Source organism: Verminephrobacter eiseniae EF01-2 (genome assembly GCF_000015565.1).
Classification (GTDB): Bacteria; Pseudomonadota; Gammaproteobacteria; order Burkholderiales; family Burkholderiaceae_C; genus Acidovorax; species Acidovorax eiseniae.
In genome coordinates, this window is the sequence record NC_008786.1 from 3,772,644 (window position 1) to 3,796,516 (window position 23,873).

Sequence of the window (23,873 nt, forward strand, 5' to 3'; positions counted from 1 at the left end):
CCGAAGTTTCCACGCTGCACCCACCATGTCATGTTCAACAAAATCCTGATTGCCAACCGCGGCGAAATCGCCTGCCGGATCATCGCCACCGCCCGCAAGATGGGAATCCGGAGTGTGGCGGTTTACTCCGATGCCGACAAACAGGCCCGCCACACCACACTGGCCGACGAGGCCGTGCACATCGGTCCGGCCCCGGCGCGCGCGTCCTACCTGCTGGCCGAGCGGATCATTGCCGCCTGCCGGCAGACCGGCGCGCAGGCCGTGCACCCCGGCTACGGCTTTCTTTCGGAGAACCCGGACTTTGCCCGGCGCTGCGAGGAGGAGGGCATCGTCTTCATCGGCCCGAAGGCGCACTCGATCGCGGCCATGGGCGACAAGATTGCGTCCAGGAAACTGGCGCAGGCCGCCGGGGTCCACACCATCCCCGGCCACAACGAGGCCATCGGCAGCCCCGAGCAGGCGCGGGAGATCGCCCGCAGCATCGGCTACCCGGTGATGATCAAGGCCAGCGCCGGCGGCGGCGGCAAGGGCCTGCGCGTGGCCGGCAACGACCAGGAGGTGGTCGAGGGCTTTGCCAGTTGCCGCAGCGAAGCGCGCAACAGCTTTGGCGACGAGCGCGTCTTCATCGAAAAATTCGTGCAGCAGCCGCGCCACATCGAGATCCAGGTGCTCGGCGACAGCCACGGCAACCTGATCTATCTGAACGAGCGCGAATGCTCGCTACAGCGGCGCCACCAGAAGGTGATCGAGGAGGCGCCATCGCCGTTCATCAGCGACGCCACGCGCCAGGCCATGGGCGCGCAGGCCGTGCAACTGGCCAAGGCCGTGCAATACCAGAGCGCGGGCACGGTGGAATTCGTGGTCGGCAAGGAGCAGGACTTTTACTTTCTGGAAATGAACACCCGCCTGCAGGTGGAGCACCCGGTGACCGAATGCATCACCGGCCTGGACTTGGTGGAACTGATGATCCGCGTGGCCGCTGGCGAGAAACTGCCGTTGACGCAGGCCGAGGTCAGGCGCGACGGTTGGGCCATCGAGTGCCGCATCAACGCCGAAGACCCCGGGCGCAACTTCCTGCCATCGACCGGACGCCTGGTGCGCTTTTTGCCGCCGGAGCCAAGCCTGTTCCAGTCCGATACCAGCCGCAGGCTGGGCCTGCGCGTCGACACCGGCGTGTACGAGGGCGGCGAGATACCGATGCACTACGACTCGATGATCGCCAAGCTCATCGTGCACGGCAGCGACCGCAGCGATGCCATCGCCAGGATGCGCGCTGCGCTCGATGGCTTCGTGATCCGGGGCATCCGCAGCAATATCCCGTTCCAGGCCGCAGTGCTGGCCCACCCGAAATTCGTGGCCGGGGACTTCAACACCGGCTTCATTGCCGAGCACTACGGCCAGGGCTTCGACGCCCAGGCGGTGCCGCACGAGGCCCCGCTGTTCCTGGTGGCGCTGGCCGCCTACATGAACCGCCGCTACCGCGCGCGCGCCTCGGGCATCAGCGGCCAACTCGCCGGCCACGAGGTGAAGGTCGGCGAAGCCTTCGTGGTGGTCGTCCTGGACGCGCAAGGACAGCACCGGCAGCACCCGGTGACGGTGACCGACTTTGAAGACAAGTCGGGCTCCAGCGCCGTAGCGGTGGCCGACAAAAGCTACCAGATCAGCAGCCAGGCCACGCTGGGCCAGATCCGCGTGCAAGGCCAGTGCAATGGCCTGGACTTTACCGCCCAGGTCGAGCGCGGCGTGGGCAAGAACCCGCTGGCGCTGCGCATTGCGCACAACGGCGCGCAGATCGACGCCCTGGTGCTGTCGCCGCTGGGCGCGCGCCTGCACCAACTGATGCCCTTCAAGGCCGCGCCCGACCTCTCCCGGTTCCTGCTGTCGCCCATGCCCGGCCTGTTGGTCGATGTGGCCGTGCAGCCCGGCCAGAAGGTGCAGGCCGGTGAAAAACTGGCCGTGATCGAGGCCATGAAGATGGAAAACATCCTCTTTGCCGCGCAGGACGCGGTGGTGGACAAAATCGTCGCCGGCAAGGGCGAATCGCTGGCGGTGGATCAGGTCATCTTGCAGTTTCAGTGAGGGATTCGGTAGCGCCCGGTCCGTGGCCGGCGGATGCCATCCCGGTGCCGGTGCCGGTGCAATGGGTCTGCGCCCGGGGCGGCGACCCGGATATCTTCTGCCCGGGTCTCGGGGTTTCTTCGGGTTTTCTTCGGGTCCCCCGGGATGGGCGCAGCGCCTGCCCGGCACGGGCTCGGCGCAATCCGCGTGCACCATTCTTTTGGCTTGTGCCCAGGCTGCACGCGCATAATGCAAACGCCCCGGAGACAAGCGGAGACAAGCCCCATGCAACGACGCCCCTACGAATCCCTGCGTAGCGCCCGCTGGTTCGCGCCCGACGACCTGCGCTCCTTTGGTCACCGCTCGCGCATGCTGCAAATGGGCTACGGCCATGCCGACTGGATGGGCAAGCCGGTGATCGCCATCGTCAACACCTGGAGCGACGCCAACCAGTGCCATGCGCACTTCAAGCACCGGGTGGAGGATGTCAAGCGCGGCATCCTGCAAGCCGGCGGCTTCCCGCTCGAACTGCCGGCGATCTCGCTGTCGGAAAGCCTGGTCAAGCCCACCACCATGCTCTATCGCAACTTCCTGGCGATGGAAACCGAAGAACTGCTGCGCAGCCACCCGGTCGACGGCGCAGTGCTGATGGGCGGCTGCGACAAGACCACGCCGGGCCTGACGATGGGCGCGCTCAGCATGGACCTGCCCTTCATCTACCTGCCGGCCGGCCCGATGCTGCGCGGCAATTGGAGAGGGCAGGTGCTGGGTTCGGGCTCCGACGCCTTCAAATACTGGGACGAGCGCCGTGCCGGGCGGCTGGACGAGCAAGCCTGGACCGAGATGGAGGCCGGCATTGCGCGCAGCCACGGCACCTGCATGACCATGGGCACGGCCGCCACGATGATGGGCATCGCCGAAGCGCTGGGCCTGAGCTTGCCGGGCGCTTCCAGCATTCCGGCCGCCGACGCCAACCACATCCGCATGAGCGCCGACTGCGGCCGGCGCATCGTCGAGATGGTGTGGGAAGACCTGCGGCCCACGCAACTGCTCACGCGCGCCAACTTCGACAACGGCATCGCCTGCGCGATGGCCATGGGCTGCAGCACCAATGCCGTGGTGCACCTGATCGCACTGTCGCGCCGCGCCGGCCACGCGCTGAGCCTGGACGACTTCGACGCCTTCAGCCGCCGCGTGCCCGTGATCGCCAACATCCGGCCCAGTGGCCAGCGCTACCTGATGGAGGACTTCTTCTACGCCGGCGGACTGCCGGCGCTGCTCGAGCGCATCCGCTGCCATCTGCGCACCGACGCGCGCACCGTCAACGGCCGCACGCTCGGCCAGAACATCGCCGGCGCCCAGGTCTACGACGACGATGTCATCCGGCCGCTGGACAAACCGATTTATGCCGAAGGAGCGCTGGCCGTGCTGCGCGGCAACCTGGCCCCCGACGGCGTGGTGATCAAGCCCAGCGCCTGCGCGCCACGACTGCTGCAGCACAGTGGCCGGGCATTGGTGTTCGACGACTACCCGGCGCTCAAGAAAGCGTCGGAAGACCCCGATCTCGACGTGACCGGCGACGACATCCTGGTGCTGCGCAACGCCGGACCGCGCGGCGCCGGCATGCCCGAGTGGGGCATGCTGCCGATCCCGACCAAGCTGCTCAAGCAAGGCGTCACGGACATGCTGCGCCTGTCCGACGCGCGCATGAGCGGCACCAGCTACGGCGGCTGCCTGCTGCACTGCGCGCCCGAGGCGGCCATCGGCGGGCCGCTGGCGCTGGTCGAGACCGGTGACCGCATCAGCGTCGACGTGCCCGCGCGGCGCATCCATCTGGACATCGGCGACGCGGAACTGGCCCGCCGCAAGGCACTATGGACGCCGCCGCCGGCGCGCTACGAACGCGGCTATGGCTGGCTGTTCGATCGCCATATCCGGCAGGCCAACGAAGGCTGCGACTTCGACTTCCTGGAAACCAGCTTCGGCAAGCCGGTGCCCGAGCCCGACATCTTCTGAAATCTTCTGAAGGAGACGCGCAGTGCATCCCGCCACCCGCGAGCAGTTGCTGAAGGTCAGCACCGCCACCCTGTGCACAGCCCTGTTCAAGCGCGGTCTGCGCAACCAGTTCATCCAGGACCTGCGGCCGCTGAACCCCGGTCTGCCGAACATGGTGGGCCCGGCCTTCACGCTGCGCTACATGCCGGCGCGCGAGGACCTGAACCCGATCAGCGTCTTTCTCGAACGCAACCACCCGCAGCGCCAGGCGATCGAGCAATGCCCCGCCGGCGCGGTGCTGGTGATCGACAGCCGCAAGGACGCGCGCGCCGCCTCGGCCGGCGCCATCCTGGTCACGCGGCTGATGCAGCGCGGCGCCGCCGGGGTGGTGACCGACGGCGGTTTGCGCGACAGCCCCGACATCGCCCGGCTGGCCTTCCCGGCCTACCACCAGCGCCCGAGCGCGCCAACCAATCTGACGCTGCACCAGGCCATAGACATCAACCGGCCCATAGGCTGCGGCGATGCGCCGGTGTTTCCCGGCGACGTGATCGTCGGCGACGCGGAAGGCGTGGTCGTCCTTCCGGCCCATTGGGCCGACGAACTCGCCGCCGAAGCCACCGAGATGACGGTCTTCGAAGACTTCGTGCAAGAAATGGTGCTCCAGGGCCGTTCCATCCTCGGCCTGTACCCGCCCACCGACGAAAAAAGCCGCGCCGACTTTGCCGCCTGGCGCCAGGCCAGGGGCCGCTGAGGCCCCGCGAGAGCCTGCCCAGGCCCGTTCCGGCCCGATCCATCTCGATCCATTTCGAGGAGACGACACCATCATGCGCTGCATCCCGCTGTTGATAGCCCTGCTCAGCCCGATAGCCGCCGGGGCCCAGGCCATCGAATGGCCGGGCGCCAAGAGCATCGTCTACATCGTGCCTTTTACCGCCGGCGGCACGACCGACACCATAGGCCGCACATTGGCGCACAAGCTCGGCGAGAGCCTGCGCCAGACGGTAGTGATCGAAAACAGGCCCGGCCAGGCCGGCGGCATCGGCGCCGCCTACGTCGCCCGGGCCGCAGCCGACGGCTACACGCTGTTCGGCGGCACCATCAGCACGCACGCCATCAACGCCAGCCTGTACAAGAAGCTGCCCTACGACCCGATGAAAGACTTCGAGCCCGTCGCGCTGGTCGGGCGCCTGCCCAACGTGCTCCTCGTCAACAGCCAGCTTGGCCTGAACTCGGTGGCCGACCTGGTCGCGCTGCTGAAAAAGGACGAGAGCAAGCGCAGTTTCGCCTCCTCCGGTGCCGGCGCGTCCTCCCACCTGGCGGGCGAAATGTTCGCCAACTTCGTCGGCGTCAAACTCACGCACATCCCGTACAAAGGCAGCCCCCCGGCCCTGAACGACGTGGCCGCAGGGCGGGTGCCGATGATGTTCGACCAGGTGACCGCCGCGCTGCCACTGGTCAGAAGCGGCAAACTCAAACTGCTCGCCGTGACCACAGGCCAGCGCATCGCGTTGCTGCCCGAGTTGCCGACCATGATCGAATCGGGCGTCACCGGCTTCGAGATGTCATCGTGGCAGGCGGTATACGCGCCCAAGGGCACGCCCGAAGCCATCGTGCAGCGCCTGAACGCCGAGATCGTGAAGGCGCTGCAACAGCCCGATGTGCAGGCCAAGTTCTCGAACCAGTTGGCCATGGAGATCGTTGGCAGCACCCCGCAGGAACTGCGCGAGTACATGGCCAAGGAAATTCCGCGCTGGGCTGAACTGGTCCAAAAATCAGGCGCGATGGCCGATTGAGGAAAGACCGAGGAGACCCATCCATGCGCTGCATCCCGTTATTGCTGGCCCTGCTCAGCCCGGTCGCCACCTGGGCCCAAGCCGTCGAATGGCCGGGCGCCAAGAGCATCGTCTACATCGTGCCTTTCACCCCCGGCGGCACGGTCGACACCATAGGCCGCACATTGGCGCAAAAGCTCGGCGAGAGTCTGCACCAGACCGTGGTGGTCGAGAACAAGCCCGGCCAGGCCGGCGGCATCGGCGCCGCCTATGTCGCCCGGGCCGCAGCCGACGGCTATACGCTGCTCGGCGGCACCATCAGCACGCACGCCATCAACGCCAGCATCTACAAGAAGCTGCCCTACGATCCGATAAAGGACTTCGAACCCGTCACGCTGGTCGGACGCCTGCCCAACGTGCTCGTCGTCAACAGCCAGCTTGGCGTGGGCTCAGTGGCCGAACTGGTGGCGCTGCTGAAAAGGGATGAAAGCAAGCGCAATTTCGCCTCTCCCGGTGCCGGCACCACCAACCACATGGCCGGCCAAATGTTCGCCAACGCCATCGGCGTCAAACTCACCCATGTGCCGTACAAGGGCAGCGTCCCGGCCTTCAACGATGTCGCCGCAGGGCAGGTGTCACTGTTGTTCGACCAGGTGACAGCCGCATTGCCGTTGGTCAGAAGCGGCAAACTCAAACTGCTCGCCGTGACCACAGGCCAACGCATCGCGTTGCTGCCCGAGTTGCCGACCATGATCGAATCGGGCATCGCCGACTTCGAAATATCGTCGTGGCAGGCGGTGTACGCGCCCAAGGGCACGCCCGAAGCCATCGTGCAGCGCCTGAACGCCGAGATCGTGAAGGCGCTGCGCCAGCCCGACGTGCAGGCCAGGCTCTCGAACCAATTGGCCATGGAGATCGTTGGCAGCACACCGCAGGAACTGCGCGAGCATACGGCCAAAGAAATCCCGCGCTGGGCCGAACTGGTCAAGAAATCCGGTGCGATGGCCGACTGAGCCGATTCACTTGCGCAGACTGATATTAAAAACATGGCGAACATCTCGAAAGCGGAGAATCCGATGACAGCCACCCGACCGTTCAAGGTTCTGGGCATACAGCAAGTCGCCATCGGCGGCACCGACAAGCAGCGCATGAAAGCCCTGTGGGTCGACATGCTGGGCCTGACCCCCAGGGGCAGTTTCCAAAGCGAGCGTGAAAACGTCGATGAAGACATCCTGTCCATGGGCCGCAATGCGCACCAGGTCGAGGTCGACCTGATGCAACCGCTGGACATCAGCAAAAAACCCGCCGTGCACAGCCCGCCGCTGAACCACATCGGCCTGTGGATCGACGACTTGCCCCGGGCCGTGCAATGGCTCAGCGCCCGGGGCGTGCGCTTTGCCCCGGGCGGCATCCGCAAGGGCGCTGCAGGCCATGACATTACCTTTTTGCACCCGAAAAGCAACGACGAGTTCCCGATTGCCGGCGAGGGCGTATTGATCGAACTGGTGCAGGCGCCCGCCGAGGTGATCGAGGCGCTGGGTTGAGGGCTGAGGTTGACTTTGATGGTTGAGGCCGGCGTGTGCCAACACCAGGACATGGCTGGCAGCGCATCGAGCGCATCGATTGGATCGACCCGAATCCAATCGAATCCAATCATATATTTAACATAATATACATCGTATGTCTCGAATGACGATCGTTCAAAAGAAGTGCATCTCAAGCTGCTTTTCGTCGACCACGCGCCGGGACATTTCCGCCGGCGCGCTACCATGGCAGGCATGAACCATACAGACGCCGACGATCTCAGCACCCGCATCGTCCACCACGACTACATCCCGCCAGCGGGATTTGCGGCCTTGCAGCCCGGGGTTTACAAGGCTTCCACCGTGATCTTCCCGAACGTGGCGGCAATGCGCACCCGTGAGTGGAAGGACAAGAGCAGTTACACCTACGGGCTGCATGGCACGCCCACCACGTTCACGCTCGAAGAGCGGTTGTGCATGTTGGAGGGCGGCCTGCAATGCGTGCTGCAGCCCAGTGGTTTGGCGGCGATCGCCAATGTGGCGCTGGCGCTGCTCGAAACCGGCGATGAGGTGCTGCTTCCCGACAATGTCTACGGCCCGAGCCTGGCACTGGCCAATGGTGAACTGGCCCGTTTCGGCATCCGCCATGGCTTGTACGATCCGCTGGACAAGGCCGATTTGGCCGCGCGCATCACGCCTGCCACGCGGCTGGTGTGGCTGGAGGCGCCGGGTTCGGTGACCATGGAGTTTCCCGATCTGTGCGGGCAGGTGCGCATCTGCCGTGCGCGGGGTGTGATCACGGCCCTGGACAATACCTGGGGCGCCGGTTTGGCATTTGCGCCGTTTGACCTCACCGGCGACGGCAGCCGCAGCCTCGGGGTCGACATTTCGGCCCATGCGCTGACCAAATTCCCGAGCGGCAACGGCGATGTGCTGATGGGTAGCGTGATCACGCGCGACCCCGAACTGCACATGAAGATCAAGCTCACCCATATGCGGCTGGGCCTGGGTGTGGCGGGCAATGACGCCGAGGCGGTGCTGCGCGCGCTGCCCAGCATCGGTCTGCGTTACCGTGCCCACGACGCGGCCGCGCGCCAGTTGGCGCTGTGGCTGCAGCAGCAGCCGGCGATCGCGCAGGTGCTGCATCCGGCGCTGGCCGGTTCGCCCGGCCACGCGCACTGGCAGGCGCTGTGCGGCGCCGGTGTCACTGAAGCGCCATGCGGCGCCGATACGGCTACCCGGGGCGCTGCGGCGGGCTTGTTCAGCGTGATCATCGATGCGCGCTACACGCAGTCGCAGGTGGACGCCTTCTGCGATGGCTTGCGCCTGTTCAAAATCGGCTACAGCTGGGGCGGGCCGATGAGCCTGGTGGTGCCCTACCACCTTGCCAGCATGCGCCTGCGCCCTGCCCCGCATCTGAAGCCGGGCACGTTGGTGCGGTTTTTCATCGGGCTGGAAGCGGTGCCGGATCTGCAGCAGGATTTGCAGCAGGCGCTCGAGCGCGCCTTCGCGGCGGATGGACCCTAGTGTCGTGTCACTGATCAGATGTCGTAGGCTGCGCGCAGCCATCGGAGCGCAGCGCAAGGCGCATAGCGCGGCCAATACCGAGCGTATTGGCAAGCGATGCAACGCCGCGATGCGCTTCGATGGCCAGCGCAGACCGACAGATGATCGGTGACGCGACACTAGCCCCGCAGGGGTTCCGGCCCGGGGTGGTAGTTTCCTCAGTGGCGCAGCGGCTGTGGCTGGCTTACCGTGCAGGCATCGGTTTCACGCCAGCCCATACGCCACACCATCGACCGCCTGCCTGCATGACCGCCACACCGCCCAACCCGGCTCCGGAGCCGGCCGCCGATCCACCGGCACCCCCGCCCCCAGCGGCGCAGCCTGTCACGCTGCAACGGCTGCGCTTGGCCGATCCCTTGCGCTGGCTGCTCAAGGGTCTGCAGGATATGCGCGCCGCCCCCGGCATTGCCTCGTTCTACGGCATGTGTTTTTGGGGCATGGCGCTGGTGCTGGGCTGGGTGTTCCGCACCCGGGCGGAGTATGTGATGTCGCTGGTCAGCGGCTGCCTGCTGCTCGGCCCGTTTCTGGCGATGGGGCTGTACGACACCAGCCGCCGCCTCGAGGCGGGGCTTGCGCCCGGACTGGGCGAGTCGCTCACCTGCTGGGACAGTCGCCTGGGCAGCATGGGCATGCTGGTGTTGTTGCTGGTGGTGCTGGAGCTGTTGTGGGGCCGAGCCTCGCTGGTGGTGTTCGCGGTGTTCTTCGACACCGGCATGCCGTCGACCAGCGGTGTGCTGCAAGCGCTGTTCAGCCCGCAAAACTGGGGGTTCGTCGCGGTGTACACCGCAGTCGGCGGGGTGTTTGCCGGGCTGGTGTTTGCCAGTTGCGTGGTGTCGATCCCGATGATTCTCGACCGCGACACCGATGCGCTCACCGCCGGCATTACCAGCCTGCGGGTGGTGCTCGACAACCAGGCCGTGATGCTGCTCTGGGGGGCGCTGATCACGGCCATCGTCGCGCTGTCGCTCTGGTTCTGGGGCGCAGGGCTGCTGCTGGCAGGGCCGGTGCTGGGCCATGCCAGTTGGCACGCTTACCGCGCAGCCGTCTCTCCCACCCGGTCCGCTGCCGCATGAACCCGAAACCCCGGGACCATGCTGTTACAGTGAGGCTTCACTTCAGGAAGTAATTACCTTGGCAACACCCAACTACGGCTACGAGAAACGCCAGCGCGAACTCGCCAAAAAGCAAAAAAAGCAAGACAAGCTCCGGGCCAAAACACAGCGCAAACCGAACGACCCGCAGGGCAGCGGCCCGCCGGCGGACAGCCAGTCCATCGGCGATGCGGCGGGGGCGCCGGATCAGCCGTCGTCGGGCGCTGCGCCCGGCACCTGACCCTGCCGGCGGCCATTGCTGCACATGCCCTGCCGGCGGCGACTGCACGACTGCACGCCCTGCATCGAGACCCAAGCCAGCGGATGCCGCAGAGCCCGCGCCCCCGGTTGGCGGGGGCCTGATCCTCGGCGTCCCCTCTCGGCGCCAAGGCGCCGCAGGCGCGTTGGCGCTCACTGCAACAGTTTTTTCAGTTCCGGCCACACATTGGCCAGCAACTGCGGCTGCGCTTCGGCGCGCGGGTGGATGCGGTCTGGCTGGAACAGGCGGGTCGGGTCCGGCCCGTCGGCCACCCCTTTGAGCAAAAAAGGCACCACTGCGGCCTTGCGGGCCTGCGCTACCGTGGTGAACAAGGCCGCAAACCGGTCGGCGTAAGCGGCGCCATAGTTGGGCGGCACCTGCATGCCCAGCAGCAGGACTTTTGCGCCGGCCTGCTGCGCCGTCCGGGTCATCCAGTCCAGGTTCTCTTCGATGCTTTTCAAAGGCAGTCCGCGCAGCGCATCATTGCCGCCGAGCTCGATCACCACATGGCTGGGCTGGTGCTGCGCCAGCAAGGCCGCAAGGCGTGAGCGTCCGCCCGATGTGGTCTCGCCGCTGACGCTGGCGTTGAGCACGGTGACCTGGGGTCGCTCCTGCCGCAATTGCTGCTCCAGCAGTGCCACCCAACCCGTGCCGCGTGCCAGGCCGTATTCGGCGCTGAGCGAGTCGCCCAGCACCAGCACCAGCGCCGGGCGGGACGCCGGGGCCTGGGCCATCGCGGCGGCGGCCAGCAGGCCGGCCGCAGCGCACACGATAAAGTCACGCCGATGCCAATTGCAAATCACCATTGAGCCTTTCATGTCCGAACCCTCCACACCGCCACCCGCATCACCCCAGGCCGTTGCCGCCACAGCGATGATTGCCGTGGAACATGTTTTCAAATCGGTGACGGATTCCACCGGAACCCTCGATATTCTGCGGGATATCGATTTCCGTCTGGCGGCCCGGGAAACGGTGGCCATCGTCGGCGCCTCGGGCTCGGGCAAGAGCAGCCTGCTGGCCATCATCGCCGGGCTCGATTGCCCCACGCGCGGCACGGTGCGGCTCGGTGGCCATGACCTGTTTGCCATCGACGAGGACGCGCGCGCCGCCCTGCGGGCACAGCAACTGGGCTTCGTGTTCCAGAGCTTCCAACTGATGGGCCACCTCACGGCGCTGGAGAACGTGATGCTGCCGCTGGAACTGGCCAATCGCCGCGACGCGCGCCAGGCCGCCACCGAGATGCTGGCCCGCGTGGGCCTGAGCCAGCGCCTCAGGCATTACCCCAGGGTGCTGTCGGGCGGCGAACAACAGCGCGTGGCGCTGGCGCGGGCCTTTGTCGTGCAGCCGGCCGTGCTGCTGGCCGACGAGCCTACCGGCAGCCTGGACTTTGCGACGGGCGAGACCATCATGCAACTGATGTTCGCGCTCAACCGCGAGCAGGGCACGACGCTGGTGCTGGTCACGCATGACCGCAGCATTGCCGACCGGTGCCAGCGGCGCATCACCATCGACGCCGGCCGCGTGCTGTGATCGGCGCTGCGCTTGGCCCATGATGCAAGCAGATCATTCATCGGAAGCTATGTTTTCGGTAGCAACATGACGCTGCCATCGGCCGCCAGCGGATAATCGCCCGATGTCCAGCCCCAAAGTCCTGTTCGGCTTTCACGCCGTGGGCGTGCGTCTGAAGACCGCGCCCGAATCGGTCATCGAGATCTACCACGAGGCCACGCGGCGCGACGCGCGCATGCGCCAGTTTCTCGAACGCGCCCGCGCGGCCGGCGCCCGCCTGATCGAGGCTGACGGCATGCGCATCGCCAAGCTGGCCGGCAGCCATGGCCACCAGGGCGTGGCCGCGCGCGTGCAGCCCGTGGCGCCGATCAGTTCGCTCGACGAACTGCTGGAAAAGCTCCAGGCCGCAGGCAGCGGACCGCCCTTGCTGCTGGTGCTCGACGGCGTGACCGACCCGCACAACCTCGGGGCCTGCCTGCGTGTGGCCGACGGGGCCGGGGCGCATGCCGTGATTGCGCCCAAGGACCATGCCGTGGGCATCAACGCCACCGTGGCCAAGGTGGCCAGCGGGGCGGCCGAGACCATGCCGTACTTCATGGTGACCAACCTCGCGCGCACGCTCGATGAACTCAAGGAGCGCAGCATCTGGTGCATAGGCACCTGCGACGACGCGCCCGGCACCTTGTACCAACTCGACCTCAAAGGCCCCGTGGCACTGGTGCTGGGCGCCGAGGGCAGCGGCATGCGCCAGCGCACCCGCAAGACCTGCGACGAACTGGCGCGCATCCCGATGCAGGGCGCGGTGGAGAGCCTGAACGTCTCGGTGGCCAGCGGCATATGCCTGTACGAGGCCCTGCGCCAACGCGCCTAGTGTCGCGTCACCGATCATCTGACCGGTGACGCGACACTAGTCTGCGCTCCCTTGAGCGCCGCCATCACCGGCCTATGGTCTGCGCAACGTGGCGCGCTGCGCTCATCCTGCGCCGCCATTTGCCGCTATGTGTGCTATTTGTAATAACCCCCCTTGCGCATCTCCCGGTCTGCGGCGGTCTGCCCGGTCTTGAGCGCCTGCGCCACACTGACCTTGCCCGCCAGCGCGGCGCCCAACTGTTGGCCCACGGCCAAGCCTATCGCCTGAAACTCGGCAATGGCGGCAAACTGGACCCCGGTGTACGGGGACTTGGGCAGCGTCTGATCATCGGGATTGGCCGCCAAGATGGCTTTGCGCTCCATCTGGCCAAACCTGGAGACCTGCTGGTACTCGGCGCGGTCATAGGTCGAAGCGCGGTTGCCGGTGGGCACGGCGATCCAGCCCGACTCCTTGGCCACCAGTTGCACGTAATCCCTGGATGTCGCCCAGTTGATGAACCTTTGCGCCTGCTCTTCCTTCTTCGTGGCGCCCGGAATCGCCAGCGCCCAAGCCCACAGCCAGCTCGCGCCCTTGGGCGTGACGGCGATCGGCGCCTTGGCGAAGGCCACTTTGTCGGCCACCTTGCTGAACTTCGGGTCTGCCACCGAGGTCCCGGCGCTGGTGGCATCCACCCAGACCCCGCATTTGCCTTCAGCAAAGAGCGCCAGGTTTTCGTTGAAGCTGTTGGCGCTCGCACCTGGCGGGCCGTACTTTTTCATCAGGTCCAGATAAAACGAGATCGCGTCGTGCCACGCCTTGCTGTCCACCTGGGGCTTCCAGCCCATGTCGAACCATTGGCCACCAAAGGTGTTGACCATGGTCGACAGCAGCGCCATGTTGTCGCCCCAGCCAGGCTTGCCGCGCAGGCACACGCCATACAGGCCCTTGCCGGGGTTGTGGACCTTGGCGGCGAAAGCGCGAATCTGCTCCCAGGTGGGCTGCTCGGGCAGGCTCGCGCCGACCGCCTGCGCCAGGTCGGCGCGGTACATCGTGAACGAGCTCTCGCCATAGAACGGGGCCGCATACAGCTTGCCGTTGGCCGACAGACCGGCACGGATGGGGGCCAGCAGATCGTCGACGTCGTACCCGGCGTCCGGCTTGAACTCCTTGAGCCAGCCTTTCTTGCCCCAGATCGGCGTCTCGTACATGCCGATGGTCATCACGTCGAACTGCCCGCCCTGCGTCGCAATGTCCGTCGTGACGCGCTGGCGCAGCGCGCCCTCCTCCAGCGTCACCCACTTGAGCTTGATGTCGGGATGGCTCTTTTCGAACTGCGGCGTGAGCTTTTGCATCTCTATCATCTGCCGGTTGTTGACCGTGGCGATGACCAGTTCGGTCGTGCTGGCAGCCTGCGCTGCGCCTGCCGTGCACAGCGCAAAGCACAGTGCGATCCGGGTCTTGCGATACATCATCGGGTAATCTCCATAGGTTGGTTGATGGGGTCGAGACCGATCGGCCGATCAAAGCCGATGCGGTGCCGTTCAGGCTGGCGCCGCCACCCTGCCCGTGTCGCCCTGACCCGGCAGGCGAGCGCGTAAGGTTTGCCGGCGCGCAGCGCATCCGATGCAGCGCCGGGCCATGCGGGTTCGCCGCGCCGCCCAATGGCTCGCGCCGGCCCGGGCTGGCTCGGCAGGCCCGGCATTCATGGCCGCGCCAGCAGCGCATCGAGTTGCTCGAAGTCGGAGGTTCCCTCCATCGGGCCCTTGACCCGCACGGCCAGGGCGCCGCTGGCATTGGCATAGCGCAATGCCTCCTCGGGCCCTTTGCCCAGGTGCCTGCAGGTCACGAACGTGGCACCGAAGCAATCGCCGGCCCCGGTCGGGTCCAACTCCTCGACCGCAAGCGCCGCCACCTCCAACCGGGCGCCACGGGCGAAGTAGCTGCAGCCCTGCGGGCCGCGCTTGACGACGATCTCTTTGACCCCTTTGGCGAACAGCTCGTCAATGGCGCCCGCCTCATCCGCAGCGTCGGTCAGCAGGCTGACCTCGTGGCCGCTGGGCAAGAGGATGTCGGTGAACTCCAGGATGTAGCCCAGTGCTTCGCGCATCTCGCAGATGCGCAGCATTTCCTTGCGGATGTTGGGGTCGAAGGAGACCATGCCCCCCTGCCCTTTGACGATTTCGATCGCCTTCTTCATCGCATCGATGATCCGGAAGGAGAACAACGACGAGCCCATCACATGAAAGTGCGAGCAATCTTTCAGCGCCGCCGCACTGACATGGGCGGGCTGCAACTGCGCCGAAGCGCTATTGGTGATGTTGAAGATGAAATCGCGCTCGCCGTCCAGGCGATAGGTCACGAAGGCGCTGCCGGTGACGGCGGTCTTCAATACGCTGATCGCGCTCGTGTCCACGCCATCGCGCTGCAGCCGCTCGATGTTCAGCCAGCCGAAGTCGTCATCGCCCACGCAGCCAATGATCGCGGCCGGATGGCCCAGGCGGGCCACCTGGTCGATGAAAATCGCCGGCGCACCGCTGGCATAGGGCCCGGCCAGGCTGCCAGGCGCGCGCAGACTCTGGCCGCGCCGGGTGGCCATGATCTCCACCAGAATCTCGCCCATGGTCATGATCTTTTCCATCCCGATCCTTTGACATTTGCGCCCGGGCTACCCGCGGCGCTTTTTGTTTTGCACATCGATGCAGACCGCCACGAGGATGACGGCGCCCTTGACGATGAGTTGGTAGAAGTACGGCACGCTCATCAGGTTCATGCCGTTGTTGATGACGCCGATGATCAACGCACCGATCAGCGTGCCGACCATGGTTCCGTAGCCGCCGGCCAAACTGGTGCCGCCCAGAACGGCTGCCGCAATCGCGTCGAGCTCCCAGCCGAGCGCTGCGTTCGGCTGCGCGGAGTACAGCCGCGCCGTCAGCACCATGCCGCCCACTGCGGCCATCAACCCCGAGAGCGTGAAGATGGCGATTTTCAGACGCTTGACGCGAATGCCCGCATAGACCGCCGCCTCTGCGTTGCCGCCGGCAAGATACGCCTTGCGGCCAAAGACGGTCTTGGACAGCACGCAGTGGTTCAGCGCCAGCAGCGCTGCCAAGATCCAGATCGGCACCGGCAGACCGAGCATGTGGCCGTTGCCGATCCGGATGAAGGCTTCGTCGTCGACCGGCACCGGCATGCCGTCCGAGGCAATGAAAGCCAGCCCGCGAAAGATGCCCATCGTCGCCACCGTCACGATGAACGACGGAATGCCGAGCAGCGCCGACAAGGCTCCGTTGACGGCGCCCAGCACCAGCCCGCAGGCCAGCGTGGCACCGACGACCCACAGGAGCGGCATTTCCCGGGCCAGCAGCAGACCGGCAACGCTGCCGCACAGCGCGATGATCGCGCCCACGGACAGATCGATCTCGCCGAGCAGCAACACATAGGTGATACCGAACGCGACGATGGCGATGATCGACACCTGCAGCACGATATTGAGCAGATTCCCGGTCGTCAGAAAGGCCGGCGACAGCAGCGCAAACAGCAGCACCAGCGCGATCAGACCGAGCAAAATGCCGCCGTAGCGCCGGGCGATGCGCCCCCAGTACGTGCTGACGCTCATGGTGCTGCGGCTGCGGTGGCGTAGGCCATCACCGTTTCCTGCGACAGGTTTCGGCGCTCGAAAGTCTTGACCAGGCGCTTGGCGCGCATGACCATCAAACGGTCGCTCATTGCCAGCACCTCCGGCAGTTCGGACGAGACCAGAATCACGGCCGTGCCTGCGGTGGCCAGTTCCCGGATGATGCGGTAGATCTCGAACTTGGCGCCTGCATCGACACCACGGGTCGGCTCATCGAGGAGCAGCACCCGTGGCCGCAGCGCCAGCCATTTGGCGAACACCAGCTTTTGCTGGTTGCCACCCGAGAGCTCGCGCACGGGCTGGTGCAGGCTGGCGATCTTGATGCCCAGCCGCTGCACATAGCCCTGCGCCAGGCGCCATTCCTCGCGCTCGTCGATCCACCACGCGCCTTGGCGTCGGCAGTGCACATGGGCCATCGTGATGTTGTGCAGCACCGATTGGTCCAGGACCAGCCCTTGCTCCTTGCGGTTTTCGGTCACGAAGGCGATGCCATGCGCAATGGCCTCGGCCGGCGAGCGCAACCGAACCGGCTGGCCATCGAGCGTGATGCGACCGCTGGCGCGGTGCATCCCGAACAGGGCCGCCAGCACATCCGAGCGCCCTGCCCCCACCAGACCGAAAAAGCCGACGATCTCGCCGGCATGGACCTCGAAGTCGAGGTCGTAAAACCTGCCGGTACAGCCAAACCCCTGCACGCGCAGCAATGCCTGGCGCGTGCCAGGCAGCGCTGGCGAACCAGGCGGGGCCGGTGGATGGGGCGGCCCTGGCGGGTAGATGGCGCTCAGCGGTCGGCCAACCATCAACGCGATCAATGCCTCGATACTGGTCTGGCCACGCACCTTGGTGTCCATGCATCGACCATCGCGCATGACCGAGATCTCGTCGGAAATCTGCATGATCTCGTCGATACGATGCGAGATGTAGACGATGGCCTTGCCCCGGGCCTTCAGTCCTTCGATGATCCCGAACACCATCCTGGCCTCGCTGGCGCCCAGCGACGAGGTAGGCTCATCCATGATGACGACGCGCGACGGCTGGTTCAGCGCCTTGGCGATTTCGACCAGTTGGCGCTCGGCGATCGACAATTGCGCGACCAGGGTGGACGGATCGATGGCAATGCCCAATGCGGCCAGCAGGGCGCGGCTTTTGCGCAGCATCTGCCGGTCGTCGATCAGCCCGGCCAGGCCCGGCGGGTGATTGGCAAACAGGTTGTCGGCAACGCTCAAATTTCCGGCCAGGCTCAGTTCCTGACAAATGATCGCGATGCCACGGCGCCTGGCGTCACCCGGCCCGCTCAGGCGGACCTCCTGCCCGTCGATCAGCATTTGCCCACGGCTGGGCTGGAGCACCCCTGCCAGTATCTTCATCAAGGTCGACTTGCCGGCGCCGTTCTCGCCCAGCAAGCTGTGGACCGACCCCGCACGCAAGCGCAGCGACATGTCTTTCAACGCCAGGGCCGCCCCAAAGGACTTCGTGATGGCGCGCACTTCGAGCACCACCCGGCCCGGGGCGGCCGAGGCGTCAGACGCCGGGTCGGGCCAGTGCATTGCCGACATCATTGGCTCACCCCATCGAAGCCCACGGCGCGTGCCGTCTGTCCCGGCGCCCGGGGCCTTCATTGGTGCGCCGCCGTATAGACGCCGGGCACCACGGGATTGAGTTTGTCGACCTTCTTGCCAGCCAGCACGGCAACGGCCAACCCGATCGCCCGCGCGCCCATCTGGTCGGGGTATTGACGGATCACCCCGACGAACGCCGGCTCCTTGTCCACGGCGGCACGCGCCTCAGCCATTCCGTCGAAGCCGACCACCTTGACCTGGCCGAGCTTGTTGGCCGCCTTGATGCTCGCCAGCGCGGCCAGCGCAGCGTCATCGCCGAAGCCGAAGATGCCCGCCAGGTCCGGGTGGGCCTGCAACATGTTCTGCGCTGCCGTCAAGGCTTCGGCGCGCGTGATGCCCGGCTGGATCGACACGATCTTCATCTGCGGATGGGCCGACAGGGCCTTTTTGAACCCTTCGACACGGTCCACCACGGACTGCACCGTGGGGTAGTGGAGAACGCCAATCCGGCCCTTGCCGGCGGTCGCCTGCGCCATCAACTCGCCCGCCTTCACGCCGCCGGCGTAGTTGTCGGTGGCCACATGGGCCACCACCGCTACGCCACTGGCTGCAATGTCGACGGTGATCACGGGAATGCCGGCGGCGCCGGCCTTGAGCACGGCGGCCTTGACCCCTTTGGAGTCCACCGGCGACAAGATGATGGCGTCGACCTTCTTGCTGATGAAGTCCTCGACATCCGAAAGCTGCTTGTTCAGGTCTTGATTGGCAATGCTCAGGTCGAGCCTGACGCCATCCTTGGCCGCCTGTTTCTTCATCGCGTCGGCCAGTTCGATGTAGAAAGGATGCTGCTGCGTCAGCAGCGACGCGCCCACGGTGTATTTCCCGGCAGTCTGGGCTGGCACGGCAAAACCTGCGCAGCACAGGCAGCTTGCGGCCAGGCACTTGAAAAAGGCATTTCTGTTCATGCTTGTCTCCGTTCTGGGTGGATGGAAAAATCAGGCTTTGCGAAATTCGAGCACACCGCCAGCCTTTCGATCGACCCGCAGCTGATGCTCGGCCAACAGATCGAAGACGCCCGCTTCGATGTCGTGGTGGACGACGAACGCATCGAGCTCGCCCACGCCGCACACCGGGTGCCCGAAGCCCGCACCGGCATCGAGCCCGCGCGCCAGGCTGATCGCCTTCGAGCAGTGACCGACCGCCGCTGCGTACAGGCGCGCCGCACCGGCAAACTGCGACAGGATGCGGCCGCGCGCGTCGATGCCGCTGACTTCGATCACACACAAATCCACCGGGTGTGAGCGCAACCCCAGTTCGGCAGCCGGCCCGATCAGACCCGGCTCGTCATCGCTGTGCGCGCCGCCCGTCACATGGATCTCGCAGCTCAGAAACTGCCGGGCCGTGGCGACCATCGACAGGTCGTGCAGCGTCAGCGCCAGGCCCGGCTTGCCCACCAACTGCGGCAGCAGCCGGTGCACCAAGGCCCCGCCACCGAGAAACAGCGCCATCCCGTCGGCGATCCAGTGCAGCGCGGCGCCAGCGACCAAGCTCAGCAGCGGAGCGGCGGGCGTTGCCCGGCTCTCCTGCGGCTGTGGCACGGCGTTGAGCAGCGCCGGGTTGTAGCGCGCGCGCCCGAATGTGCGCACCACATAGCCCTGCTGCTCAAGGTAGTTCAGGTCGTTGCGGATGGTGACCGTGGAAACCCCGAACAGCGCGCTGAGCGCTTCGACCTTCACCGCGTCGGATTTGCGCGCGAGATCAACGATCTGAAGCCTGCGTTTGAGCGGGCTACTGCCATGGTCTTGCATATCTCCGGTCTTTCGATTGGAAAGACATCTCTTTCCAATCGAAAGTGTCGGCGTGAACAGCCATCGCGTCAAGCAAGATGCCGTCGGGGTTAATACTGAGCGCACTGAGCGCACTGAGCGCGGCACTGGGCGAGCGCATGGCGCAAGGCGACGGCGCTGCCGCAAAGAACACCACAGCCCCAAGCGCCCCCGGTGCATCCGCCGGCAAGCGCATCCGTTGCGTATTTGCAGACGGTGGCCAGAGAGCTTTTGACCACGGCCTGGAGACATTCCACAAAGCGGGTGGTCGCAGGCGAAAGCGCCTGGTGTCGCGTCACCGATCATCTGTCGGTCTGCGCTGGCCATCGAAGCACATCGCGGCGTTGCATCGCTTGCCAATACGCTCGGTATTGGCTGCGCGATGCGCCTTGCGCTGCGCTCCGATGGCTGCGCGCAGCCTACGACATCTGATCCGTGACGCGACACCAGTGTCGCGTCACGGATCAGATGTCGGTCTGCGCTGGCCATCGAAGCGCATCGCGGCGTTGCATCGCTTGCCAATACAGCTCGGTATGGGCTGCGCGATGCGCCTTGCGCTGCGCTCCGATGGCTGCGCGCAGCCTACGACATCTGATCGGTGACGCGACACTGGCAGGACTGGCTGTACACCGACCAATTCGCGGTAAAAAATCGGCACCTGAAGCGCCAGAATGAGCAGCCCGCAGGCCTTCACCAGTGGCTTTGTAATGCGGGCTTCCCCAGCACAGGAACCCGCCCATGACACCCGCCGCCGTCCCCCATTTCGTACCCATCCATGGCGTGCGCCACTTTGCCTGGCGCTGCCGCGACAGCGAGGAAGACAGCGAGGAAACCCGGCGTTTCCACGAAGACCTGCCGGGCCTGCCGCTGGTGCATCGGATGGAGGGCGGCCATGTGCCGGGCACGGGGGAGTACGGCCCCGGCATGCACCTCTTTTTTCAGATGCGCGGCGGCTCGCACATCGCCTTGTTCGGCCTCGGCGATGGTGCGGCAGCCCTGCCCTCGCCCAACACGCCGGCCTGGGTGAACCGCATCGCCCTGCGCGTGGACTCGGCGCTCGCCGAGTTGCGCGCCGCCAAGGCTCGGTGGGTGGAACAACGAACTGCCGATGCCATGGCCGCGTGGATGCGCGCGCTCTGAGCGCCACCGAATCCCCGAAAACCCGAACCTTGGAGACAAATTGGATGGAAACCGATACCTTTGCCCCGGCCTATGAGCTGCCGAGCTGGCCCTTCGAGTCGCCGCCCGAACTCGGTGGCAGCGCCATTCGACGCCACCCGATCGTGATCGTCGGCGCGGGCCTGGCCGGCCTCACGCTGGCCTGCGATCTCGCGCAGCGCGGCGTGCGGGCGGTGCTGCTCGACGAGGACGACACCGTGGGCGTGCGCGGCGCCTCCTCGCGCGGCATTTGCTACGCGCAAAAGAGCCTGGAGATCTTCGAGCGTCTGGGCCTGTACCGGCGCGTCGCGGACAAGGGCATCACCTGGTCCTTCGGCCGCACCTTCTCGGGGGAGACCGAGGTCTACAGCTTCAACCTGCAGACCGGCAGCGTCTCGGCGCAGCCGCCCTTCATCAACCTGCAGCAGTTCTACATCGAGTGGTTCCTGGTCGACCGCATCCTCGAACTCGGCCTCACCGATGTGCGCTGGAAGAACCGCGCAACGCATGTGGAACCCCTGGCCGACGGCGTGCGCCTGGAGATCGAAACCCCGGCCGGCGCCTACACGATGGAAACGGACTACCTCATCGACGCCACCGGCGCGAGCAGCCCGATTCGCACACAGCTCGGCCTCGAGGCGCACGCCTCGCGCAGCACCGACCGCTGGTGCATCAGCGACGTGCGCTTCAAGAAGCCGCTCCCGGTGGAGCGCTGGACCTGGGTGGATGCGCCCTTCAACGACGGTCGCGCCGTCTGGCAGCACCTGATGGCCGACGGTGTGTGGCGCATCGACTACCAGATGCCCGAGGACTGCGACACCCGGCAGATCAGCCGCCCGGAGGTGGCGGGCGCGCGTCTGCGCGAGCAGCTCGGCCCCGATGTCGAATTCGAATTCGTCTGGATCGGCCCCTACGGCTACCGCGACCACCTGCTGGAACGCTTCCGGCACGGGCGCCTGTTCTTCATCGGCGACTCTGCCCATGTGGTCAGCCCCTTCGGCGCGCGCGGTGGCAATACCGGCATCCAGGACGCCGGCAACCTCGGCTGGAAGCTCGCCCTGGTGCTGCAGGGCCACGCCGGCGACGCGCTGCTGGACACCTACGATGCCGAACGCCGCGCCGCAGCCGTGCAGAACCTCGAGGTGACGAGCCGCTCGGCGCGCTTTCTGGCGCCGCGCTCGCCGGCCGAGCACAGGCTGCGCCGCGCCGTGGTCGCATTGGCGGCGCGCCATCCGTTCGCGCGCGCCCTCGTCAACACCGGCCGCATGTCGGTGGCCAATGATTACCCGGCGGCGCCACACCTGCCCGAAGGCGGCCGCAGCGTGCAGAACCTGCCGCTGCGCCGGGCCGATGGCACGGCAACGACGCTGATGCAACTGCTGGCCGAGGGCACGCAATGCCTGGGCCTGTGGTTCGCACCGTCCCCGGAGCAGGCGCGCGCCGCGCTCGATACCCTGGCGGCGCGGCCGCTGCGCCTGCTGGCCGTCGGCGGCGACGGCACCCTGCCCACATTGCAGGCCGACGAAACCCTCAGCCGCCAGCTCGGCGCCGGCGCACCGGGCAGCTTCGTGCTGGTGCGCCCCGACGCTTACCGCGCCGCCGTGCTGGCCAACGCCACACCGGCCGCCATCGCCACCACGCTGCGCACCGCCCTGGCCCGGGAAGGAGACCGCCCATGATCACCGAACCCCGCATCCCCGATCCCGACGGCTTCTACGCCGCCTGGCTCAGCGCCCACGAGGGCCTCGACGAGGCCCGCAGCGCCGACCTCGATGCCCGCCTGGTGCTGTTGCTGGCCAACCAGTGCGGCGACCAGGCCGTGCTGCTCGACTGCATCCGCGCTGCGGCCGAGGCCGGCACAGCAACGCGGGCGACAGCCTGCGCGGCTGCTTCGGGCGCGCCGGGCAGGCCATGAAACCGCGCCTCGGCGACGGGCCGGTTTTCCGGCATGTGCTGCCCTTCGATGTCGCGCGCGCATGACGAATGACGGGCCGGGGCCGTGAGCCGACCTGGATTGCTTCGATGTCTGTCTCGCGCGCGCATGACGAATTGCGTGGCATCGAACACCACCCGGTAAACACCCGGTGATCCGAAGCGCCGCGCGCGCCGCACCATGGTGGCAGTTGCTGCGCGGCGGAGCGCCTCTGGATGCGCAGATGCACCCACCTCGCAAGGAGATGAGGGCTGGCAATGCGCCCAAGCGGCAACAGCCCTCGGTGCGTGCGTCGGCATGGGGAGCGCGTCCGTTGCGTAGTTGCACACCGTGCCCGCATCGCCCCATGCCGCGCCCGGCATCGTTCGCGCCAGCGCGTGCCGTCCGTAGAATCGACGGCAGCCCCGGGTGCTCCATGAAGCTTTCCACCGTCGCCACATTTGCCCTGGCTTTGCTGCTGGTGTTCTCTGTGGTCGAAAAATTGCGCGAGCACCGGGCCGACCGGCGTCTGCAAAGCTACGCCACCGGGCAGGTATTTGCCGACAGCCCCGTGCAAACGGCCACCAGCGACCCGCCCTTTATGCTGCATGGCTACCGGATCAGGCCGCTGGCGGCGTTTGCGCTGCGTGCACGGGTGCTTTCGCGCGAGAACTATTACTTCGACAGGGGGGCCGGGCTGTCGCGCGTCGATCTGGCGGTGGGCTGGAGGCGCATGGCCGATCCGGCGGTGTACGAGTCGATGCACATCACCCAGGGCTGGCGCTGGCTTTACTTCGAATGGAACGACCTGCCGCCCATCCCGGCGCAGGAGATCATCGAGTCGTCCGCCAACATGCACATGATTGCGGCCAACCCGATGATCGAGCGTGCGCTGCAAAAAATCCGCAAAGGCGTCTACGTGCGCATCACCGGCAAACTGGTGGAAGTCACGTCCCGGAACGGTTGGCGCTGGACCAGTTCCCTGAGCCGCACGGACACCGGCGCCCATGCGTGCGAAGTGGTGTTTGCCGAATCGGTGCAGGTGGAGAACTGACCGGGGCACCGCCGCCGGCGCCATGCGGGTGCGAAAGCCGCCTCCAAGCCTGTGCAGACCAGCGCTGCCGACCAGGGCGACGCGGGATAACCCCGGTTGTGCGC

Annotated in this window: 22 protein-coding genes and 1 pseudogene; 16 read left to right on the top strand and 7 right to left on the bottom strand. The window is 66.4% G+C overall.

What is annotated here, in order from left to right:
- Positions 1 to 30 precede the first annotated feature (30 nt).
- From VEIS_RS16510 to VEIS_RS16550, 9 genes are all read left to right on the top strand, one after another.
- A complete protein-coding gene (locus VEIS_RS16510) occupies positions 31 to 2,079 on the top strand; it encodes an acetyl-CoA carboxylase biotin carboxylase subunit (protein ID WP_041950108.1) in 2,049 nt (682 codons plus the stop codon).
- 264 nt (positions 2,080 to 2,343) lie between these two features.
- Positions 2,344 to 4,074 (top strand): L-arabinonate dehydratase, encoded by a 1,731-nt coding sequence (gene araD / locus VEIS_RS16515; RefSeq protein ID WP_011811117.1) that lies wholly within the window; start codon positions 2,344 to 2,346, stop codon positions 4,072 to 4,074.
- A gap of 22 nt (positions 4,075 to 4,096) precedes the next feature.
- Positions 4,097 to 4,807 (top strand): ribonuclease activity regulator RraA, encoded by a 711-nt coding sequence (locus VEIS_RS16520; protein ID WP_011811118.1) that lies wholly within the window; start codon positions 4,097 to 4,099, stop codon positions 4,805 to 4,807.
- Between the two features lie 73 nt (positions 4,808 to 4,880).
- Positions 4,881 to 5,849 carry a Bug family tripartite tricarboxylate transporter substrate binding protein gene (locus VEIS_RS16525; RefSeq protein ID WP_011811119.1) on the top strand — a complete coding sequence of 323 codons (969 nt, stop codon included), beginning with the start codon at positions 4,881 to 4,883 and terminating at the stop codon, positions 5,847 to 5,849.
- A gap of 23 nt (positions 5,850 to 5,872) precedes the next feature.
- Positions 5,873 to 6,841 carry a Bug family tripartite tricarboxylate transporter substrate binding protein gene (locus VEIS_RS16530; protein WP_011811120.1) on the top strand — a complete coding sequence of 323 codons (969 nt, stop codon included), beginning with the start codon at positions 5,873 to 5,875 and terminating at the stop codon, positions 6,839 to 6,841.
- Positions 6,842 to 6,904: 63 nt separating this feature from the next.
- Positions 6,905 to 7,372 (top strand): VOC family protein, encoded by a 468-nt coding sequence (locus VEIS_RS16535; RefSeq protein WP_011811121.1) that lies wholly within the window; start codon positions 6,905 to 6,907, stop codon positions 7,370 to 7,372.
- Between the two features lie 225 nt (positions 7,373 to 7,597).
- Positions 7,598 to 8,878 carry a PLP-dependent transferase gene (locus tag VEIS_RS16540; RefSeq protein ID WP_011811122.1) on the top strand — a complete coding sequence of 427 codons (1,281 nt, stop codon included), beginning with the start codon at positions 7,598 to 7,600 and terminating at the stop codon, positions 8,876 to 8,878.
- 284 nt (positions 8,879 to 9,162) lie between these two features.
- Entirely contained in the window at positions 9,163 to 9,990 is an 828-nt protein-coding gene (locus VEIS_RS16545) for a DUF2189 domain-containing protein (protein WP_041950109.1), read from the top strand.
- A 58-nt stretch (positions 9,991 to 10,048) separates the two neighbouring features.
- Positions 10,049 to 10,249, top strand: coding sequence for a hypothetical protein (locus VEIS_RS16550; RefSeq protein WP_011811124.1), 201 nt, complete (start codon positions 10,049 to 10,051; stop codon positions 10,247 to 10,249).
- 170 nt (positions 10,250 to 10,419) lie between these two features.
- On the opposite strand, the gene VEIS_RS16555 is transcribed toward VEIS_RS16550, so the two are convergent.
- The gene (locus tag VEIS_RS16555) at positions 10,420 to 11,085 is read right to left on the bottom strand and encodes an arylesterase (protein WP_086014368.1); all 666 of its coding nucleotides are present in this window, start codon (positions 11,083 to 11,085) and stop codon (positions 10,420 to 10,422) included.
- On the opposite strand from VEIS_RS16555, the gene VEIS_RS16560 reads away from it, so the two are divergent.
- Positions 11,084 to 11,797 (top strand): ABC transporter ATP-binding protein, encoded by a 714-nt coding sequence (locus VEIS_RS16560; RefSeq protein ID WP_011811126.1) that lies wholly within the window; start codon positions 11,084 to 11,086, stop codon positions 11,795 to 11,797. The two genes, VEIS_RS16555 and VEIS_RS16560, sit on opposite strands and share 2 nt — an antisense overlap.
- A gap of 103 nt (positions 11,798 to 11,900) precedes the next feature.
- The gene (gene rlmB / locus VEIS_RS16565) at positions 11,901 to 12,647 is read left to right on the top strand and encodes a 23S rRNA (guanosine(2251)-2'-O)-methyltransferase RlmB (RefSeq protein WP_011811127.1); all 747 of its coding nucleotides are present in this window, start codon (positions 11,901 to 11,903) and stop codon (positions 12,645 to 12,647) included.
- A gap of 134 nt (positions 12,648 to 12,781) precedes the next feature.
- Here the strand turns inward: rlmB and VEIS_RS16570 are convergent, their stop codons facing one another.
- The 6 genes from VEIS_RS16570 to VEIS_RS16595 form a co-directional block, all read right to left on the bottom strand.
- Complete coding sequence (locus tag VEIS_RS16570; RefSeq protein WP_041950950.1) at positions 12,782 to 14,095, bottom strand: ABC transporter substrate-binding protein; 1,314 nt, start codon at positions 14,093 to 14,095, stop codon at positions 12,782 to 12,784.
- A 233-nt stretch (positions 14,096 to 14,328) separates the two neighbouring features.
- On the bottom strand, positions 14,329 to 15,264 hold the full coding sequence (locus tag VEIS_RS16575; protein WP_011811129.1) for a tagatose kinase: 936 nt from the start codon (positions 15,262 to 15,264) through the stop codon (positions 14,329 to 14,331).
- A gap of 27 nt (positions 15,265 to 15,291) precedes the next feature.
- A complete protein-coding gene (locus tag VEIS_RS16580; RefSeq protein WP_011811130.1) occupies positions 15,292 to 16,242 on the bottom strand; it encodes an ABC transporter permease in 951 nt (316 codons plus the stop codon).
- A complete protein-coding gene (locus VEIS_RS16585) occupies positions 16,239 to 17,807 on the bottom strand; it encodes a sugar ABC transporter ATP-binding protein (RefSeq protein ID WP_041950110.1) in 1,569 nt (522 codons plus the stop codon). Before VEIS_RS16585 ends, VEIS_RS16580 begins: the two co-directional genes overlap by 4 nt.
- Positions 17,808 to 17,875: 68 nt before the next feature.
- On the bottom strand, positions 17,876 to 18,784 hold the full coding sequence (locus VEIS_RS16590; RefSeq protein WP_011811132.1) for a substrate-binding domain-containing protein: 909 nt from the start codon (positions 18,782 to 18,784) through the stop codon (positions 17,876 to 17,878).
- Between the two features lie 30 nt (positions 18,785 to 18,814).
- Complete coding sequence (locus tag VEIS_RS16595) at positions 18,815 to 19,627, bottom strand: DeoR/GlpR family DNA-binding transcription regulator (RefSeq protein ID WP_041950111.1); 813 nt, start codon at positions 19,625 to 19,627, stop codon at positions 18,815 to 18,817.
- Positions 19,628 to 19,932: 305 nt separating this feature from the next.
- Here VEIS_RS16595 and VEIS_RS30690 point away from each other — a divergent pair, with 305 nt between their 5' ends.
- From VEIS_RS30690 to VEIS_RS16615, 5 genes and pseudogenes are all read left to right on the top strand, one after another.
- Positions 19,933 to 20,247 (top strand): hypothetical protein, encoded by a 315-nt coding sequence (locus VEIS_RS30690; RefSeq protein WP_232287726.1) that lies wholly within the window; start codon positions 19,933 to 19,935, stop codon positions 20,245 to 20,247.
- 136 nt (positions 20,248 to 20,383) lie between these two features.
- A pseudogene (locus tag VEIS_RS16600) lies at positions 20,384 to 20,731 on the top strand (VOC family protein); the annotation flags it as partial.
- Between the two features lie 98 nt (positions 20,732 to 20,829).
- The gene (locus VEIS_RS16605) at positions 20,830 to 22,482 is read left to right on the top strand and encodes an FAD-dependent oxidoreductase (RefSeq protein WP_011811135.1); all 1,653 of its coding nucleotides are present in this window, start codon (positions 20,830 to 20,832) and stop codon (positions 22,480 to 22,482) included.
- Positions 22,479 to 22,718 carry a DUF2783 domain-containing protein gene (locus tag VEIS_RS16610; protein WP_011811136.1) on the top strand — a complete coding sequence of 80 codons (240 nt, stop codon included), beginning with the start codon at positions 22,479 to 22,481 and terminating at the stop codon, positions 22,716 to 22,718. Before VEIS_RS16605 ends, VEIS_RS16610 begins: the two co-directional genes overlap by 4 nt.
- A gap of 433 nt (positions 22,719 to 23,151) precedes the next feature.
- Positions 23,152 to 23,769 carry a hypothetical protein gene (locus VEIS_RS16615; protein WP_011811137.1) on the top strand — a complete coding sequence of 206 codons (618 nt, stop codon included), beginning with the start codon at positions 23,152 to 23,154 and terminating at the stop codon, positions 23,767 to 23,769.
- Positions 23,770 to 23,873 lie beyond the last annotated feature (104 nt).